The following is a 14,131-nucleotide window of genomic DNA, read 5'->3' as shown; positions in this document are numbered from 1 at the left end:
CGGATCGTAAGACGCCGCTTCACGCGAGCACTTGGGCCGTGCTCGGGGTGTTCCTGATTCTGTGGGCGGCGATTTCAGTACCCGCGTTCGTACAGGAGTCCGCCCCCGCCGCAATCGTCATCAGTCTTGCGGCACTGATTCCCCTGGGCCTCAGTGGCATCATCATCGTAAGACGGGACCGGCGGCGAGTCCGGTGAGCCCGATTCGCCTACAAGGGGAGTGGAGGACGTGATGACCGATTCGCTGACAGCGTCGCCGGGACCGGCGCAGCCCGATTCGCAGAGGCCGGCGTCGGCCGGTTGGAAGCCCCTGTTGTGGGTGATGTCGTGCTTGGCCTGTGTGTCCACTGCCATCGCGGTTGCCATGTGGATTTGGGCTCGCAATGCCGAGGAAGGCTGGATCACGATCGGAGCGATGGCCATCATCGCCATCTTCGTCGCGGCCTGCTTCATCGTCCTCGCGCTGGTCTATTGGATCGTCTACCTCATCCTGCGCCTGCGCGAACGGAGATGGAACATATAACGGACCATATGATGAGGCCATGACACAGAACGCGATGCCCGCTTCGGCGGGCGACGGCATCCGTTCGCCATCGCACGGGGACTCCCGCACGATGGAGCACGGCACCTCCCATGCAATGGCGGGCCGGCCGTACGCCTCGGCGCTGATCGGGTGGACCGCGGCGGCGATCACCTCGGGCATGGTGCTCAGCCTGCTCATCAACCGCCCCTGGGATCGGGACTACGGATCGCTGGACGTGGCGGGGTTCTACTTTCTCATAGTCGGTTTCATTGCGGTCCCGTGCCTGCTGCTGGACCTGAGCGTGACCTTCCTGTTCAAACACCCGGGCTGGAGCGCGGCAATCCTCTGGTCGCTGCTGGGCTGCTACTTCGCGCTGGTGTCCCTGTGCCTGTTCGTGCCGTGGCTGGAGGAGTACACGTTCGGGATCTGGTTCATGTTCGCCTACGCCGTCCTGGTCGTCCCCATCGGCATATTCGTGAAGTTCCTGGCCCGGCGACGGTTCGCACGCACAGCACCCGCCATCCACCACCTGTAGTGATCCGGGTAACATCCCTGCGATAGCATGAACACGACGGCGGATGTCCGAGTCCGCCCGCACGCATTTCCATGATTCGAAGGAGCATCGTGGCATCCAGCACGGCAACATCCAGCACTCCAGCACACACCCCCGCAACGACCGGCCCGACTCCCGACCCCGCGTCCCAGCACCGGAACGTCGCCGACATCGTCTTCGCCAATGCGCAGGCCGACCCGCAGCGCATCGCGGTCCGCGGCCCCCTGCCCGCGGAACCGGGTGACCCCAGATTGGAGATCACCCGAGCCCAGTTGGCCGGCCTGGTCACGGCGCGCGCTCAAGAACTCACCGCGGCCTACAGTGTGGGCGAGCGAATCGTGCTGATCTGCCCGACCACCGCGGAATTCGTCGTCGAGTTCTTCGCAGCCCAGGCCGCGGGCCTCATCGTCGTTCCCGTCAACCCCCTGTCGACCGCGCGCGAACTCCGGCATTTCCTCAGCGACTCCGGCGCCTCGGCCGTCATCGCCCACCCCGTCTGCAACTCCGCGGCCCAGAAGGCCGTAGCCGAACTTTCGGAGGGGGCCGGCACCGGGGCCGCCCCGGCCGGCGGTGCAACGGACGCCGAGGCCGCAGCGGGCTCCGCGCCGGCCCTCGCCTACGCCGATATCGCGCTGATCGACGCAGCCCGGCTGGGCGCTGCCACGGAAGCGGGCTGGGAGTCCTACCAACCCGTGCCGCGCACGGGCGAGGACGTCGCGGTCCTGCTCTACACCTCGGGCACCACGGGCAACCCGAAGGGTGCCATTCTGACCGTGGACAACCTGGTGGCCACCGGCAGGATGTGCTGTGAGGCCTGTGGCGGCACCCCCGATGACGTCTTCGCCACCGCGCTGCCGCTGTTCCACGTGTTCGGTCTGGTCAGCGTGCTGCTGTCGGCTATGAACTGCGGCGCGCCCATCACCCTGCTGCCGCGCTTCAACCCGATCGAATACCTGCAGGTGATCCAGACGGACAGGGTCACCGTCACCGGCGGCGTGCCCACCATGTGGAACGCGGTCGTGCACGCACCGGGCGACTACGACGTCAGCAGCCTGCGCATCGCGATCTCCGGCGGGGCGTCTATCGCCGCCGAGGTGATGCGCCAGTTCGAGCAGCGCTTCGGCGCGACCATCACGGAGGGCTACGGGCTCACGGAGACGACGGCCAACGCCTCGGTCAATCCGCGCGACGGCAGGATCGTCGTGGGCTCCGTGGGCCTGCCCACCAACGGCCAGCCCGAACTGTGTGTCAAGGACGACGAGGGCAATCGGGTCGCCCCTGGCGAGGTCGGCGAGGTCTGCGTCAAGGGCGTCAACGTCATGGCCGGATACTGGAACAACCCCGAGGCCACCGCCAAGGTCTTCGACGACGAGGGCTTCTTCCACACCGGCGACCTGGGCCGGATGGACGAAGACGGCTACCTCTACATCGTCGACCGGCTCAAGGACCTCATCATCCACGGCGGCTACAACGTCTACCCGCGCGAGGTCGAAGAGGTCCTCTACGAGCACCCCGGCATCCTGGAGGTCGCCGTCATCGGCATCCCCGATGAGAAGTACGGCCAGACGGTCACCGCGGTCATCACGCCGATGCCCGGCGTCACCCTGACCGAGGACGAGATCGAGGCCTATACGCGCGAGAACCTGGCCGCCTACAAGATCCCGCGGCGCATCGTGTTCGTCGAGTCCCTGCCCAAGGGCGCCACGGGCAAGATCCTCAAGCGCAGCATCGAAGTCGACTGAACGCCGGTCGGCTGAGGCGCCGGCTGAATGGCGATGGGGCCGAGGTCCCGGGCGGGGGTGTGTACCCCGGCCGGGACCTCGGCCCCATTCCTTTTGCCCTTGCTCAGGCGTTCGAGTGCAGGTGTTCACCCGGCACTGCGGTGGGGTTCTCGCGGACGTGCTTGGGGTTCGTCTCGCGCAGGGGCAGGGTGCACAGGATCGTGCACAGCGCGGTCAGGCAGACGAACAGTGTGATGCCCAGGGTCGACCCGTTCATCTTCGCGATGATCCAGGTCATCACCACCGGGGTCGAACCGGAGACCACAATCGCATTGAGCTGATAGGCCAGGGACACGGCGGAGTAGCGGATCTGCGGGGCGAACAGCTCACCGAAGTAGGCCGCGATCGGCGCGTAGATGAGTGACTGGAAGCAGCTGGCGATGGTCACGGCGACGGTGAACAGCCAGATGTTGGCGGTGTTGACCAGGGCGAAGTATGGGAATGCGAAGGCCAGCACGCCGATTCCGCCGATCAGGATGACCGGTTTGCGGCCGTGGGAGTCGGCCAGCTTGCCGCCGATGACCATGAAGATCGCTCCGGCCACACAGGAGGCCATGGCGCCCAACAACATCTGGTTGTAGTCCATGTTCAGATATTTGGTGCCGTAGGACAGGACGCCGGCGATCGAGATGTAGAAGATGCAGTTGGTGCCGGACAGGGTGCCGGCCGCCAACAGGATGGTCTTCCAGTTCGACTTGACGGCCTGCCACAGCGGGGTCTTGACGACTGCGGGCTTGTCCGCTTGGCCGGCTGCGACCTCTTCCTCCAGCTGCTTGAACTCGGGGGAGTCCTCGACCTTGAGCTGGATGTACATGACGATCGGGACCAGCAGGGCGGTGGCCCAGAAGGGGATGCGCCAGCCCCAGGTGGTGAAGGCGTCTTGACTCAGAGCCACCGACACGCCCACGAACACCAGGTTGCCCAGCAGCGCGCCGCAGGGCACGCCCAGCTGGGTGAAGGAGCCGGAGAACGCGCGGTGCTTGGGGCCGGCGGACTCGCTGAGCAACAGGGCCATACCGCCCCACTGCGCTCCGCAGGCCGCACCCTGGACGAACCGGCAGACTACCAGCAGGACTGGGGCGGCCGCGCCGATGGTGCCCGCCGATGGCAGGCAGCCGATGATGAAGGTGAAGACCGCCATACCGGTCAGGGCGATGACGACCATGGGCTTGCGCCCCAGCTTGTCGCCATAGTTGCCGGCCAGCAGGCCTCCGATGGGCCGGGCGATGAAACCGGCCCAGAAGGTGGAGAACGCGAGCATCGTGCCGACCAGGGCATTGGTCTCCGGGAAGAACACGTGGGGGAACACGATCGCGGCGGCTGTGCCGTAGAGGAAGAAGTCGTACCATTCGATCGACGAGCCGATCAGCCCGGCGGCCAGCAGGCCCTTGTGCTTGGAGGCGGGCGGGGCCGCGGCAGATGTTCGGTGCTGCACTGCGCTTGTAGTCATGATGCCTTTCGTCGTTGAAAGTAGCGGACTCAGAGCCACTGTGTTCGGAGCCGATGCGCCCTGAACTACTGTGGTCTGAGTCTCAATGTGCAATTTATATACTTTCGTTTCGCCCGGGCCGCGGTCAAATACCTCGCCGGGCGGTTCGTGGGTGGGGTGGCGGAGGGTCGTCGGTCGGCCGGTGGCGGACAGGGATCGGACTGATTCAGCTTTCTGCCATTCCATTGCCATGAAGCGTTCACGGCCATCCCAGGGCCGGTCCAGGGTGGCTCCGTATGGTTATCACCAGTGAGGCCGGTTCTTCGGTGGCGAGCTGCGGGGCTCGTCTTTTGGGGAGTGGTACCGAACTTTATGGACCGGCCTCACTTCTCTTCTTGGTTGGAGAGTCTTTATGGGGGAAACGGGCCCGGATCGAAAGATCCGGGCCCGTTTCGCATGTCCGGGTGCCGCGCCTTGCCGAGTGGCTCTCGCCAGTTGGGCGCCCGTTGGGCCAGGTGCCTGCGCCTTGTCGAGTGGCTCCACAATGGCACCGGTGGCAGCAAAGATCGTGAGTTTTGCTGCCACCCATGCATGTGTGGAGCCACTGCCGGGGTTGTTAGGCGCGCAGGATGAGGGCCGTGGCCAGGGCCGCCTCGGTCGCCTCGAAGCCCTTGTCCTCGGTCGACCCGGGCAGGCCGGCGCGTGCCAGGGCCTGTGCATCGTCATCGCAGGTCAGCAGCCCGAATCCCACAGGGGTCCCGGTGTCCAGCGCCACCCGGTTCAGGCCGTCGGTGGCGGCCGCGCACACATAGTCGAAGTGCGGGGTGCCACCGCGTATCACCACGCCCAGCGCCACCACCGCGTCCGAGGTCCGCGCGTACTTCTGTGCCACCACCGGCAGTTCGAAACTGCCAGGCACGCGGACGACCCGAGGTTCGATCCCGGCCACCGCGGCCGCGCGCAGGGCGCCCGCGATCAACCCGTCCATCACCTCGGTGTGCCAGCTGGCGGCCACGATCGTCAGCGTCAGCTCCTTGAGCTGCGGGTGCTCGGCTGCGAGTTCGTCCAGATGTGCGGTGGGTGCCCCGTGCTGGGCCATCAGGAGGCCTTCCTTTCGATGAGTGCGGATGCGGGTGCGCTGTGCTCTGCGGCGAGGTCCGGGTGCGCAGGCTGGGCGTGCCGGGCGTCGGGTGCCCCGGCGACTCCGGCACTGCCGACTCCGGCCCCGGCGACTCCGGTTCCGCCGATCAGGTGGTGCATGCGGTCGCGCTTGGTGCGCAGATAGGCGGCGTTCTCCGCCCGCGCCGGAATGTCCACGGACACCCGCTCGGCGACCTCGATCCCGTGTTCGGCCAGGGCCGAGACCTTCGCCGGATTGTTCGTCAGCAGGCGCACCCGCCGGATCCCCATGCCGGTCAGGATCGCCGCGGCCGCCGCGTAGTCCCTGGCGTCCACCGGCAGTCCCAGGTGCGTGTTCGCGTCCACGGTGTCCAGCCCGCCGTCCTGCAGCGCGTAGGCGCGCAGTTTGTTGAACAGGCCGATCCCGCGGCCCTCCTGCCCGCGCAGGTAGATCAGCGTGCCCCCGGCCGAGGCGATCGCGCGCAGCCCCGCGGCCAACTGCTCGCCACAGTCGCACCGGTGCGAGGCGAACACATCGCCGGTCAGGCACTCCGAGTGCACCCGCACCAACGGCGCGGATTGGCCGGCATGGCCGGCCACCGGCGCATCGGATTCCGTGGCCGAGGCCCCGGCTCCGGCCACCTCCGCTCCTGCCACGTCTGCTCCGGCAGAGTCAGCCGTGGCGCCGGCTTCGGCCACGTCTGCTCCGGCAGCCGAGGCACCAGCAGCGCTCCCCGCTGCGCTCAGGCTCAGGTGCTCGACCCCGTCGACGGTCCACGCGCGTGCGGTGAAGGTGCCGAACTCGGTCGGCAGGACGACGGGATCGGTCGAGGTGGCTGCGCCGGCTGTGATCCCGTCCCCGGCTGCGGCCTCCGTGGCTCCCGCCATATCGCGGGCGTCCAGGTAGGCGATGAGCTCCTCGATCGATACGAGCATCAGCCCGTGCAGGCGTGCGAAGGGCCGCAGGTCGTCCAGCCGCATCATCGGGCCCTCGTCGTGGACCACCTCGGCGATGACGGCCACAGGCTCGAAACCGGCCAGGCGCGCGAACTCGACCCCGGCCTCGGTGTGGCCGGCGCGTTCGCGGACCCCACCGTCCTTGGCGATGAGCGGGAAGACGTGCCCGGGCCGGTGCAGTTGTGTGGGCAGTGCGGCAGGGTCGGCCAGCACCTGGGCGGTCAGTGCGCGGTCCGCCGCCGAGATCCCCGTGCTGGTGCCGGCCGAGGCGTCGCAGCTGACGGTGTACGCAGTGCCCTTGGGGTCCTGGTTGTTCGCGACCATGGGCGGCAGCTCCATGGCCCGGGCGCGCTCGGCGGTCATCGGCGCGCACACCACGCCCGAGGAGTGGCGGATGATGAAGCCCATCCACTTGGCCGTCACGGTCGCTGCGGGCATGATGAGGTCGCCCTCGTTCTCCCGGTCCTCATCGTCGACGACGATGATCGGCCGGCCCGCGCGCAGGGCGGCGATGGCCTGGTCGATGGTGTTCAGAGCGGTGGGCGTGTCCGGCGTTTCGGGCGCCGAGGTCCCTGCCGGCTGGGTGGCCGGAGCCTGTGGGGTGGTGGATGTGGTGGTCATGCGGTGGCTCCTTCTGTGCTTGCGTTCTGTGCTGTCGGTACGGTTGCGAATGCGGTGAGGCGGGCGGCGTACTTGGCGATGACGTCGACCTCGAGGTTGACGCGGCGCCCCGGTGCGGCCTCGCCCAGGATCGTGTGTTCTCGGGTGGCCGGGATCAGGCTGACCTCGACCCAGTGCGCGGCACCGTCCTCCGGCGCCGAGGTCCCGGGCGCCGGGCTGACCCCGCTGATCGTCAGGGACACCCCGTCGATGGCGATCGAGCCCTTGAGCGCGGTGAACGGCGCCAGGTCGCTCGGCACGGTGAAGCGGTAGACGGCCCAGGATCCGTGGTCGGCGATCGAGGCCAGCACGCCGGTGCCGTCCACATGGCCCTGCACGATGTGCCCGTCGAAGCGCCCGGAGGGGCTCAGACACCGCTCCAGATTGACCCGGCTGCCCGGAGCCAGGTCCCCCAACGAGGTCAACCGCAGGGTCTCGCCCATGACATCGGCGGTGAAGACTCCGTCCGCCCCCCGCCGAGTCGTCATGAATGTGCGTTCGGCGGAGGTTTCGTCGCACTTTTGTGACGACTCGGCGCGGGGTGCGGGGACCGCGGTGAGGCAGACGCCGTTGACCGCCAGCGAGCCCCCGCGCGGCAGGTCCTCGATCAGCCGGCCCGCGTCGATCGTGATGCGGGCACTGCCGTCGGGCAGGGACTCCAGGGCGGTGACGGTGCCGAGGGCCTCGATGATTCCGGTGAACACTATGCGTCTCCTTGAGAGTTGTCGGTGGAAGTCTGTGGTGCCGAGTCGGCGGGTGGCTGCCCGGAGCTGGGACCGGGGCCCGCCGAGCCCGGCCCGTCTGCCTCTACGGGCACCAGGCGGGTCAGCATGTCGGGCCCCAAGCGGACTGGGGCAGAGGCCGGTGCCGAGGCCGGGTCCGGGGTGAAGGCCAGGGCATCGCGCAGGGTTCCGATGCCGGGCAGGCGAACACTGGGCGTGCCCGCGCCCAGGAGCAGGGGAGCGGTATAGACCAGCAGCTCGTCGACCAGTCCCGCCTGCAGGAACGAGCCGACCAGGCCTGGCCCGCCCTCAACCAGCACATGGTCGCAGCCGTCTGCCTTGAGATCCCGCAGGACCCGGAGCAAGAATTCCGGCTCGGCTGCACCTTCGCCGGCACCGCCCGCGGCCTCGGACCGCAACCCCGAGCCCGCTGGCCGGTACTGCCGCAGGCCCGGATTTGCGCGCAGCTGTGCATCTGCGGGCACGTCCCGGGAGCCGATGACCACCGGTACCGGCTGGCGCTCGGCCGGCTCGCCCGTGGGCAGGCGCGCGCTCAACCGTGGGTCGTCGGCCAGCACCGTGCCGGTGCCCACCAGGATCGCATCGACCCGGCCGCGCACCCCGTGGGCGTGCTCGCGGGCCTGCGCCGAGGTGATCCACTGGCTCGTGCCATCGGCCGCCGCCGAGAACCCGTCCAGGGACTGCGCGATCTTGGCGGTGACGAAGGGTCGCGCGCCCCGAGCGGCGGCGAACCACCGCGCGTTCAGCGCGCCGGCGGCGGCGCCGCGCAGACCGGAGCGAACCTCGACGCCGGCGTCGAGCAGGGTTTCGGCGCCGCCGCCGTGACCGGGTACCGGGTCGGCCTGGGCGAAGATCACCCGGGGGATGCCGGCGGCGATGATGGCCCGGGCGCAGGGGCCGGTGCGGCCGGTGTGATTGCAGGGCTCCAGCGTCACCAGCAGCGTCGCCGTGCCCAGGTCGATGCCCGCCGCCCGGGCGCGCGCCAGTGCGTCGATCTCCGCATGCGGGGTGCCGGCTCCCCGGTGGTAGCCGGTCACGCAGTCACCGTCGGCGCCCAGGACCGAGGCCCCCACCAGCGGGTTCGCCCCGCGGACTCCGAGTGCTGCTGCCGCCAGGGCGGCGTCCATCGCCGCGGCCTCGGCGGCTGTGAAGCCCATGGCCCCGGGGGACGAAAAAACCGTCCGGTTCACTCTCAACCTCACCTTCTACCCGAGGTGAGGGAGGTGCGCCGAACGGTGCGAGTGCTGTGACGGTATGCGCCGCCACCCGGGCCATCCACATGCGGCGGTACCGGACTTCGAGGAGGACTCGAGGAACCAGGGCGTCGCGAATGCGAACAGGCACGGTGCCTGTTGTTCCTCCCATCCAGACTTTCACTGTCGGTCTCGGAATCCCACCGAGTCAACCGGACGCGCGGGCCCCGTTCGGGACACGGCGTTCGGGTCGCGGACTATACCGCCGGTACGGAATCTCACCGTCCCCGGAACACGTATTCAAAAGTAAACCCTGGAATCGAGTTCCGCAAGGGCGTCTCGCCGTCGGGTTAAGCTGGCGGGCATGCGCAATGAGAAGCACACATCCGGTCCGGCGCGGGTCTGCGCCACCTTCGGGGTGCTCTGCCTGCTGCTGACCTACCCGATGCTGTTGCTCCAGTCGAGGCAAGCCGAACACTCCGCCGAGAGCTGGAACGGGTGCGATCCGGGCGCGGCGCTCGGTGAAACGTCCTCATCTATGATCGAACTCCGCTTCTTCCCGCCCGTTCTCGTCTGCCGGCAGTCCGGGGGAGGAGACCCCGGCGGCGGACCCGCCGGCGCCCCGACCTGGGAGACCACGACCGTGCAGTGGATCGGCCCGGCGCACGTGCTGTTCTGGATCGGCGTCGCCCTGCTGCTCACCGGCGTGGTCCTCGGGTGGTTCCACTGGCGCGGGCACGCGGCGCGCTCCGGTGGCAAACCCGTGCTGTAGCCGAACACTCAGCTTCCTCTAAAGTTGTGGGTATGACTGCAACAGCACCCAGCGCGCTTGGCGCCGACGATCAGAAGTACCTGGACCTGGCGATCGAACAGGCCGAGATCAGCTGGAACGAGGGCGGCGTGCCGATCGGCGCGGCCCTGGTCCACAAGAGCGGCAAGGTCCTGGCGGTGGGCCACAACCAGCGCGTGCAGATGGACAGCGCGATCCGCCATGGCGAAACCGACTGCCTGGAGAACGCCGGCCGTCTGCCCGCCAATGTCTATCGTGAATCCACCCTCTACACGACCCTGTCCCCGTGTACCATGTGCGCCGGCTCCGCCATCCTCTACGACATCCCGCGCGTGGTCATGGGCGAGAACCGCGCCTTCGAGGCCTCCGAGGACTGGCTGCGTGCCAACGGCGTCGAGGTCATCAACGCCGACGACGCCCGCTGCGTGGCGCTGATGCAGAAAATGCTCGACGAGCGCCCGCAGATCTGGGCCGAGGACATCGGCGTGGAAACCGCAGAACTCGCATGAGCGCGGAGCAGGTTCCCGTCGACCCGGACTACCCCGTCACCCCCGTGCCCCGGCACGCCCGCAAGGGGTTCTTCTCGCTCATGGTCGTGCTGCTGGGCTTCACGATCTTCACCCCCACGATGCTGGCCGGCGCCAGCCTGGGCGAGTCCTTCGACCTGTCCGGCCTGCTCATGGTCATCCTGGTGGGCTCCGTGGTGCTGGGCGCCTATGTCGCGACCCTGGGCTGGATCGGCGCGCGGACCGGCCTGACCACCGTCGTCATGTCCCGCTATACCTTGGGCACCAAGGGGTCGAAACTGGCCTCGGTGCTGCTGGGCGGCACGCAGATCGGCTGGTACGGGGTGGTCGTCGGCACGATCGGCGACCTGACGTCCCAGGCCTTCGGCTGGGAGTCCTACGCCGCGCGCGCCGCGGTCATGGTGGTCGTCAGCGTGCTCATGTGCGCCACCGCCTGCTATGGCTACCACGGCATGTACTGGGTGTCGCTGGTGTCGACCCCGCTCATCCTGATCCTGGCCTTCTGGGTCATGTTCCGCTCACTGGAGGAGGTCGGCGGCTGGTCCGGCCTGGCCGCGATCGACCCGCCGGGGCACATGACCCTGGCCGTGGCCGTGACGACCGTGGTGGGCACCTTCGTGTCCGCCGGCACCCAGGCTCCCAACTGGACGCGCTTCGGCAAGTCAGGGGCACCGGCCGTCTGGGCATGCGTGATCGGCTTCCTGATCGGCAACGGGCTGATGATCTTCTTCGGTGCTATCGGCGCGATCACCTTCGGCGAGGGCGACTTCGTGCTCGTGTTGTTCAATCTGGGCCTGATCGGCTGGGGGCTGTTCCTGCTGTTCGGCAACCTGTGGAAGTCCAACGCAGACGCGGCATACGCCTTCGGGGTGGCCGGCGCCGAACTGTTCTCCAAGCGCTCGAAGACCCCGTTCGTCATCGCCGGCTCCGTTATCGGCACAGTGCTTGCGCTGGTGGGCGTGAACGAGCACCTGCCGGACTACCTGGGCCTGCTGGGCACCTTCATCCCGCCGCTGGGCGGCGTGATCATCGGCGACTACCTGGCACGCTGGCGGCGCACCCAGATGCCCGAGGGCGAATCCCTGCCGGGCGTGAACTGGGTGAACCTGGGCATCTACGTGGTGGCCTGCGTGCTGGCCTATGTGCTGGGCGCCCTGGGGATCGGCATCCCGCCGGTCATCGGCATCCTGGTCGCGCTGGTGGGCTCGATCGTCTGCGCACCGCTGTCCAAGCGGTCCGCGCAGTCCCAGCAGTCCGTGCACCGGAACTGAGAGTTCACATAGTGGACGTCTGCGGCCTGTCCCGTGGTTGACCGGGACAGGCCGCGGACTGCCCGGGTAGACTGACCCCGTGGAAGACGATCGTTTGCTGACCGACCTGACCATTGTTGCGGGCCGCTTCGTCCGCCGGGTGACACGCGAGGTCAACCCACCCGAAGATGTCGCCGACTGGCGTGGACTGGCCATTGTCGACCAGTACCAACCCGTGACGATCGGTGGCCTGGCCCGCGCCTACGGGTGTTCGCAGCCGGCCGCTACGAAGATCGTGAACCGGCTGGCCGCCAAGGGTGCGGTGCAGCGCGCGGCCTCGGCCTCCGACGGCCGGGTATCGAAGGTGTCGCTGACCGATGAGGGGCGTGAGCGCCTCATCCATCTGCGCGATATGGCGGAGACCGCCCTGGAACCGCACGCCAAGAGCTGGAGCGACGCGGACAAGGAAGCCGTGCGCCGCACCATCGAGCTGCTCACCGATATGGTCGAGGAAGCCGCCGAGCAGGGCGCTCGGCGCCGGGGCTGAGTCGCACCCGGCCCGCGCGCCTCAGCTCTCCTGCTGCTGCGCGGCCTCCTTCTGCGCGGCCTTCTCCTTGGCGCGCTCCTCGAGATCATGCGGGGTCTGCGAAGTCCCCGGTGCGCCATCGGAGCGGATCCAGTGGCACTCCATGTCCTCGCGTGCGCCGAAGCGGATCAGGTGGATCCCCAGTACCCACTCGAACCTGTCGAGGGCGGCCGCGTCGATCGCGGTCATCGTCATGTCCAGGCCGTCGTCGGTAGCGGCCAGGCGGGCGCGGGCGGCCTCGTCGAAGAACGTGATCACCCCGGTCTGCGTGACCTCGTCCCAGGTGGCGGGGACCTTGCGGCCCATATGCGCTGCGAGCTGCTTGCCGTAGCGGCCAGGGCGCTCGGTGGGGACCAGAGCGCGGGATTCCACAGTGTGCGGAATGTGGTGGTTCACGGGCGAAGTCGGGGTCTCAGGGGTCTGGGCGACGGCTGCGTTGTCTTCGGTCATGGAAGCCAGCCTAGCGGTTTTGTTTAGGTGTGGCTAAGAGGTCTCAGCTCAAGCCCAGTACCGCCGTCGCGATGCCGAAGTACAGCAGCAGTCCGGTGGCATCGCAGAAGGTGGAGATGAACGGATTGGAGAACACTGCGGGATCGGCACCCACGGCCTTGGCCACCAGCGGCATCAAGCCGCCCACGGTCGCAGCCATTGTGCAGATGCCCAGCAGGGTCAGGCCGATCACCGCTCCGATCGCAAAACCATAAACCAGGCCGGCGACCAACCAGCCCAGGCAGCCGAGGACCAGGCCCAGGATCGCCCCGACCCGCACCTCGCGCCAGACGACGCGCAGCAGATCCCGGGACCTGACCTCGCCCACGGCCAGGGCGCGGGTGACCGTCGTGGCCGCTTGGTTTCCGGTGTTGCCGCCGGTGCCGGTGAGCAGCGGGACGAACAGCGCCAGGGCCACGACCTGGTGCAGCTTGTCCTCGAACAGGTCCAGCACCTGCACCGTCAGGATGGCCGATACCGCCAGCACGACCAACCACACGATGCGCGAGCGCACCAACCGCAGGATCGGGGTGGACAGGTAGGAGCCGGCCAGGGGCTCGGAGCCGCCGGAGCGCGCGGCGTCCTGTGCGTCCTCGGCGGCGATGATGTCGATCGCGTCGTCGACCGTCAGGATCCCGACGACCCGGTCCTCGCCGTCGACGATCGGCATCGCGATGAGCTTCTCGCGCAGGAACAGTCGGGCCACGGGCTCCCTGTCATCCGTGGCCGAGGCCGCGACCGGTTCCTGCATGAGTTCGCGCAGCGGTGTTTCCGGGTCGGCGGCGAGCAGCCGGCGCAGGCCGAGGACGCCCACCAGCCTCCGGTTGGCCGCGACCACCGGCAGCAGGTAGACGGTCTCGGGCTCGGCGATGCGCTCGCGGACCCGCGCGAGGGCCCGCCCGGCGGTGGAATCCGCGCGCAGCAGGAGGACCTCGGGTGACATATGGCGGCCGATCGAGTCCTTCGGATACCCCAGCACCACCGAGGTGTTCGCGCGTTCCTGCGGGTCCAGGCCGGCCAGCAGCCGGTCTGCCACCTTGGCGGGCAGCTCGTCGAGCAGCCGGGCACGGTCGTCGGGGTCCAGGTTGCCGATCAGCTCGGCGATCTCGTCGGTGCGCAGCCCGCCGATCAGCTCGGCCTGGTCGGCGGCGCTGAGCTGGTCGAACACGTCCAGGGCGGTGTCCTTCTCCAGGACCCGGTAGAGGATTGCGGCGCGGGCGGGTGGCAGTGAGCGCATGACGTAGAGGAGCTCGGCCACGGGCAGCGCCTGGGCGGCCCGGGCCAGGGCGGGCAGATGAGCCCGGGTGGGTGCGCCGGAGCGCAACAGTTCGTGCAATGTGTCCGACATGGGGTCTCCTCTTCTTGCGTACAGATCATTGGGCCGTTTGTTTCAGATTGGGCCGTTCGGGCGGGTTCACGTGGTCGTTGCAACACCCCTCACCACATGGGGGTACGGCCACGATGCCGACCAGAGCAGAACGACAGGTAATGAAGGAGGCCTTCTACGAGGTCTTCGACGCGATCGGGTCCCT

General features: G+C 68.4%; 15 protein-coding genes and 1 riboswitch. Of the genes, 7 read left to right on the top strand and 8 right to left on the bottom strand.

Features of this window, described 5'->3' with window-relative positions; translation table 11 throughout:
• Nucleotides 1-74 precede the first annotated feature (74 nt).
• A complete protein-coding gene (locus NQ038_RS11650) occupies nt 75-365 on the bottom strand; it encodes a hypothetical protein (protein ID WP_257062627.1) in 291 nt (96 codons plus the stop codon).
• On the opposite strand from NQ038_RS11650, the gene NQ038_RS11645 reads away from it, so the two are divergent.
• From NQ038_RS11645 to NQ038_RS11635, 3 genes are all read left to right on the top strand, one after another.
• The gene (locus tag NQ038_RS11645; RefSeq protein WP_257062625.1) at nt 364-522 is read left to right on the top strand and encodes a hypothetical protein; all 159 of its coding nucleotides are present in this window, start codon (nt 364-366) and stop codon (nt 520-522) included. The genes NQ038_RS11650 and NQ038_RS11645 overlap by 2 nt on opposite strands.
• Nucleotides 523-541: 19 nt before the next feature.
• On the top strand, nt 542-1,057 hold the full coding sequence (locus NQ038_RS11640) for a hypothetical protein (protein ID WP_257049403.1): 516 nt from the start codon (nt 542-544) through the stop codon (nt 1,055-1,057).
• 89 nt (nt 1,058-1,146) lie between these two features.
• Nucleotides 1,147-2,817, top strand: coding sequence for a long-chain fatty acid--CoA ligase (locus tag NQ038_RS11635; protein WP_257049402.1), 1,671 nt, complete (start codon nt 1,147-1,149; stop codon nt 2,815-2,817).
• 103 nt (nt 2,818-2,920) lie between these two features.
• On the opposite strand, the gene NQ038_RS11630 is transcribed toward NQ038_RS11635, so the two are convergent.
• The 5 genes from NQ038_RS11630 to ribD all read right to left on the bottom strand — a co-directional run bounded on the left by NQ038_RS11630 (nt 2,921) and on the right by ribD (nt 8,921).
• Nucleotides 2,921-4,306 (bottom strand): MFS transporter, encoded by a 1,386-nt coding sequence (locus NQ038_RS11630; RefSeq protein WP_257049400.1) that lies wholly within the window; start codon nt 4,304-4,306, stop codon nt 2,921-2,923.
• 595 nt (nt 4,307-4,901) lie between these two features.
• The gene (gene ribH / locus NQ038_RS11625) at nt 4,902-5,384 is read right to left on the bottom strand and encodes a 6,7-dimethyl-8-ribityllumazine synthase (protein WP_257049399.1); all 483 of its coding nucleotides are present in this window, start codon (nt 5,382-5,384) and stop codon (nt 4,902-4,904) included.
• Nucleotides 5,384-6,982 (bottom strand): 3,4-dihydroxy-2-butanone-4-phosphate synthase, encoded by a 1,599-nt coding sequence (ribB, locus tag NQ038_RS11620; RefSeq protein ID WP_257062624.1) that lies wholly within the window; start codon nt 6,980-6,982, stop codon nt 5,384-5,386. Before ribB ends, ribH begins: the two co-directional genes overlap by 1 nt.
• On the bottom strand, nt 6,979-7,725 hold the full coding sequence (locus NQ038_RS11615; RefSeq protein ID WP_257049397.1) for a riboflavin synthase: 747 nt from the start codon (nt 7,723-7,725) through the stop codon (nt 6,979-6,981). The genes ribB and NQ038_RS11615 overlap by 4 nt, the downstream gene beginning before the upstream one ends.
• Nucleotides 7,725-8,921 carry a bifunctional diaminohydroxyphosphoribosylaminopyrimidine deaminase/5-amino-6-(5-phosphoribosylamino)uracil reductase RibD gene (ribD, locus tag NQ038_RS11610; protein ID WP_257049396.1) on the bottom strand — a complete coding sequence of 399 codons (1,197 nt, stop codon included), beginning with the start codon at nt 8,919-8,921 and terminating at the stop codon, nt 7,725-7,727. Before ribD ends, NQ038_RS11615 begins: the two co-directional genes overlap by 1 nt.
• A 192-nt stretch (nt 8,922-9,113) precedes the next feature.
• A riboswitch (FMN riboswitch) is annotated at nt 9,114-9,256 on the bottom strand.
• Between the two features lie 65 nt (nt 9,257-9,321).
• Here ribD and NQ038_RS11605 point away from each other — a divergent pair.
• The 4 genes from NQ038_RS11605 to NQ038_RS11590 all read left to right on the top strand — a co-directional run bounded on the left by NQ038_RS11605 (nt 9,322) and on the right by NQ038_RS11590 (nt 12,071).
• Nucleotides 9,322-9,729 (top strand): hypothetical protein, encoded by a 408-nt coding sequence (locus tag NQ038_RS11605; RefSeq protein WP_257062623.1) that lies wholly within the window; start codon nt 9,322-9,324, stop codon nt 9,727-9,729.
• A 32-nt stretch (nt 9,730-9,761) separates the two neighbouring features.
• Nucleotides 9,762-10,256, top strand: a complete 495-nt coding sequence (locus NQ038_RS11600) for a nucleoside deaminase (protein ID WP_257062622.1) — start codon at nt 9,762-9,764, stop codon at nt 10,254-10,256.
• Nucleotides 10,253-11,545, top strand: a complete 1,293-nt coding sequence (codB, locus tag NQ038_RS11595; protein WP_257049392.1) for a cytosine permease — start codon at nt 10,253-10,255, stop codon at nt 11,543-11,545. Before NQ038_RS11600 ends, codB begins: the two co-directional genes overlap by 4 nt.
• Nucleotides 11,546-11,624: 79 nt before the next feature.
• Entirely contained in the window at nt 11,625-12,071 is a 447-nt protein-coding gene (locus NQ038_RS11590; RefSeq protein ID WP_257049390.1) for a MarR family transcriptional regulator, read from the top strand.
• Between the two features lie 21 nt (nt 12,072-12,092).
• Here NQ038_RS11590 and NQ038_RS11585 read toward each other — a convergent pair whose 3' ends face one another.
• Both NQ038_RS11585 and mgtE read right to left on the bottom strand, forming a co-directional pair.
• Nucleotides 12,093-12,560 (bottom strand): DUF2218 domain-containing protein, encoded by a 468-nt coding sequence (locus NQ038_RS11585; protein ID WP_257049388.1) that lies wholly within the window; start codon nt 12,558-12,560, stop codon nt 12,093-12,095.
• Nucleotides 12,561-12,603: 43 nt separating this feature from the next.
• Nucleotides 12,604-13,947, bottom strand: a complete 1,344-nt coding sequence (gene mgtE / locus NQ038_RS11580; protein WP_257059505.1) for a magnesium transporter — start codon at nt 13,945-13,947, stop codon at nt 12,604-12,606.
• Nucleotides 13,948-14,131: the final 184 nt, after the last annotated feature.

The sequence above is a fragment of the Brevibacterium sp. 50QC2O2 genome (genome assembly GCF_024580675.1).
Classification (GTDB): Bacteria; Actinomycetota; Actinomycetes; order Actinomycetales; family Brevibacteriaceae; genus Brevibacterium; species Brevibacterium moorei.
This window is presented reverse-complemented; position numbering and strand designations above follow the sequence as displayed.

Bases quoted from the DNA above. Each gene is read 5' to 3' on its own strand.
- NQ038_RS11640 (WP_257049403.1), top strand. From the start codon at position 542: ATGACACAGAACGCGATGCCCGCTTCGGCGGGCGACGGCATCCGTTCG.
- NQ038_RS11585 (WP_257049388.1), bottom strand. From the start codon at position 12,560: ATGACCGAAGACAACGCAGCCGTCGCCCAGACCCCTGAGACCCCGACT.
- ribB (WP_257062624.1), bottom strand. From the start codon at position 6,982: ATGACCACCACATCCACCACCCCACAGGCTCCGGCCACCCAGCCGGCA.
- NQ038_RS11605 (WP_257062623.1), top strand. From the start codon at position 9,322: ATGCGCAATGAGAAGCACACATCCGGTCCGGCGCGGGTCTGCGCCACC.
- ribH (WP_257049399.1), bottom strand. From the start codon at position 5,384: ATGGCCCAGCACGGGGCACCCACCGCACATCTGGACGAACTCGCAGCC.
- NQ038_RS11645 (WP_257062625.1), top strand. From the start codon at position 364: ATGTGGATTTGGGCTCGCAATGCCGAGGAAGGCTGGATCACGATCGGA.
- mgtE (WP_257059505.1), bottom strand. From the start codon at position 13,947: ATGTCGGACACATTGCACGAACTGTTGCGCTCCGGCGCACCCACCCGG.
- NQ038_RS11600 (WP_257062622.1), top strand. From the start codon at position 9,762: ATGACTGCAACAGCACCCAGCGCGCTTGGCGCCGACGATCAGAAGTAC.
- ribD (WP_257049396.1), bottom strand. From the start codon at position 8,921: ATGGGCTTCACAGCCGCCGAGGCCGCGGCGATGGACGCCGCCCTGGCG.
- NQ038_RS11630 (WP_257049400.1), bottom strand. From the start codon at position 4,306: ATGACTACAAGCGCAGTGCAGCACCGAACATCTGCCGCGGCCCCGCCC.
- codB (WP_257049392.1), top strand. From the start codon at position 10,253: ATGAGCGCGGAGCAGGTTCCCGTCGACCCGGACTACCCCGTCACCCCC.
- NQ038_RS11650 (WP_257062627.1), bottom strand. From the start codon at position 365: ATGGCAACCGCGATGGCAGTGGACACACAGGCCAAGCACGACATCACC.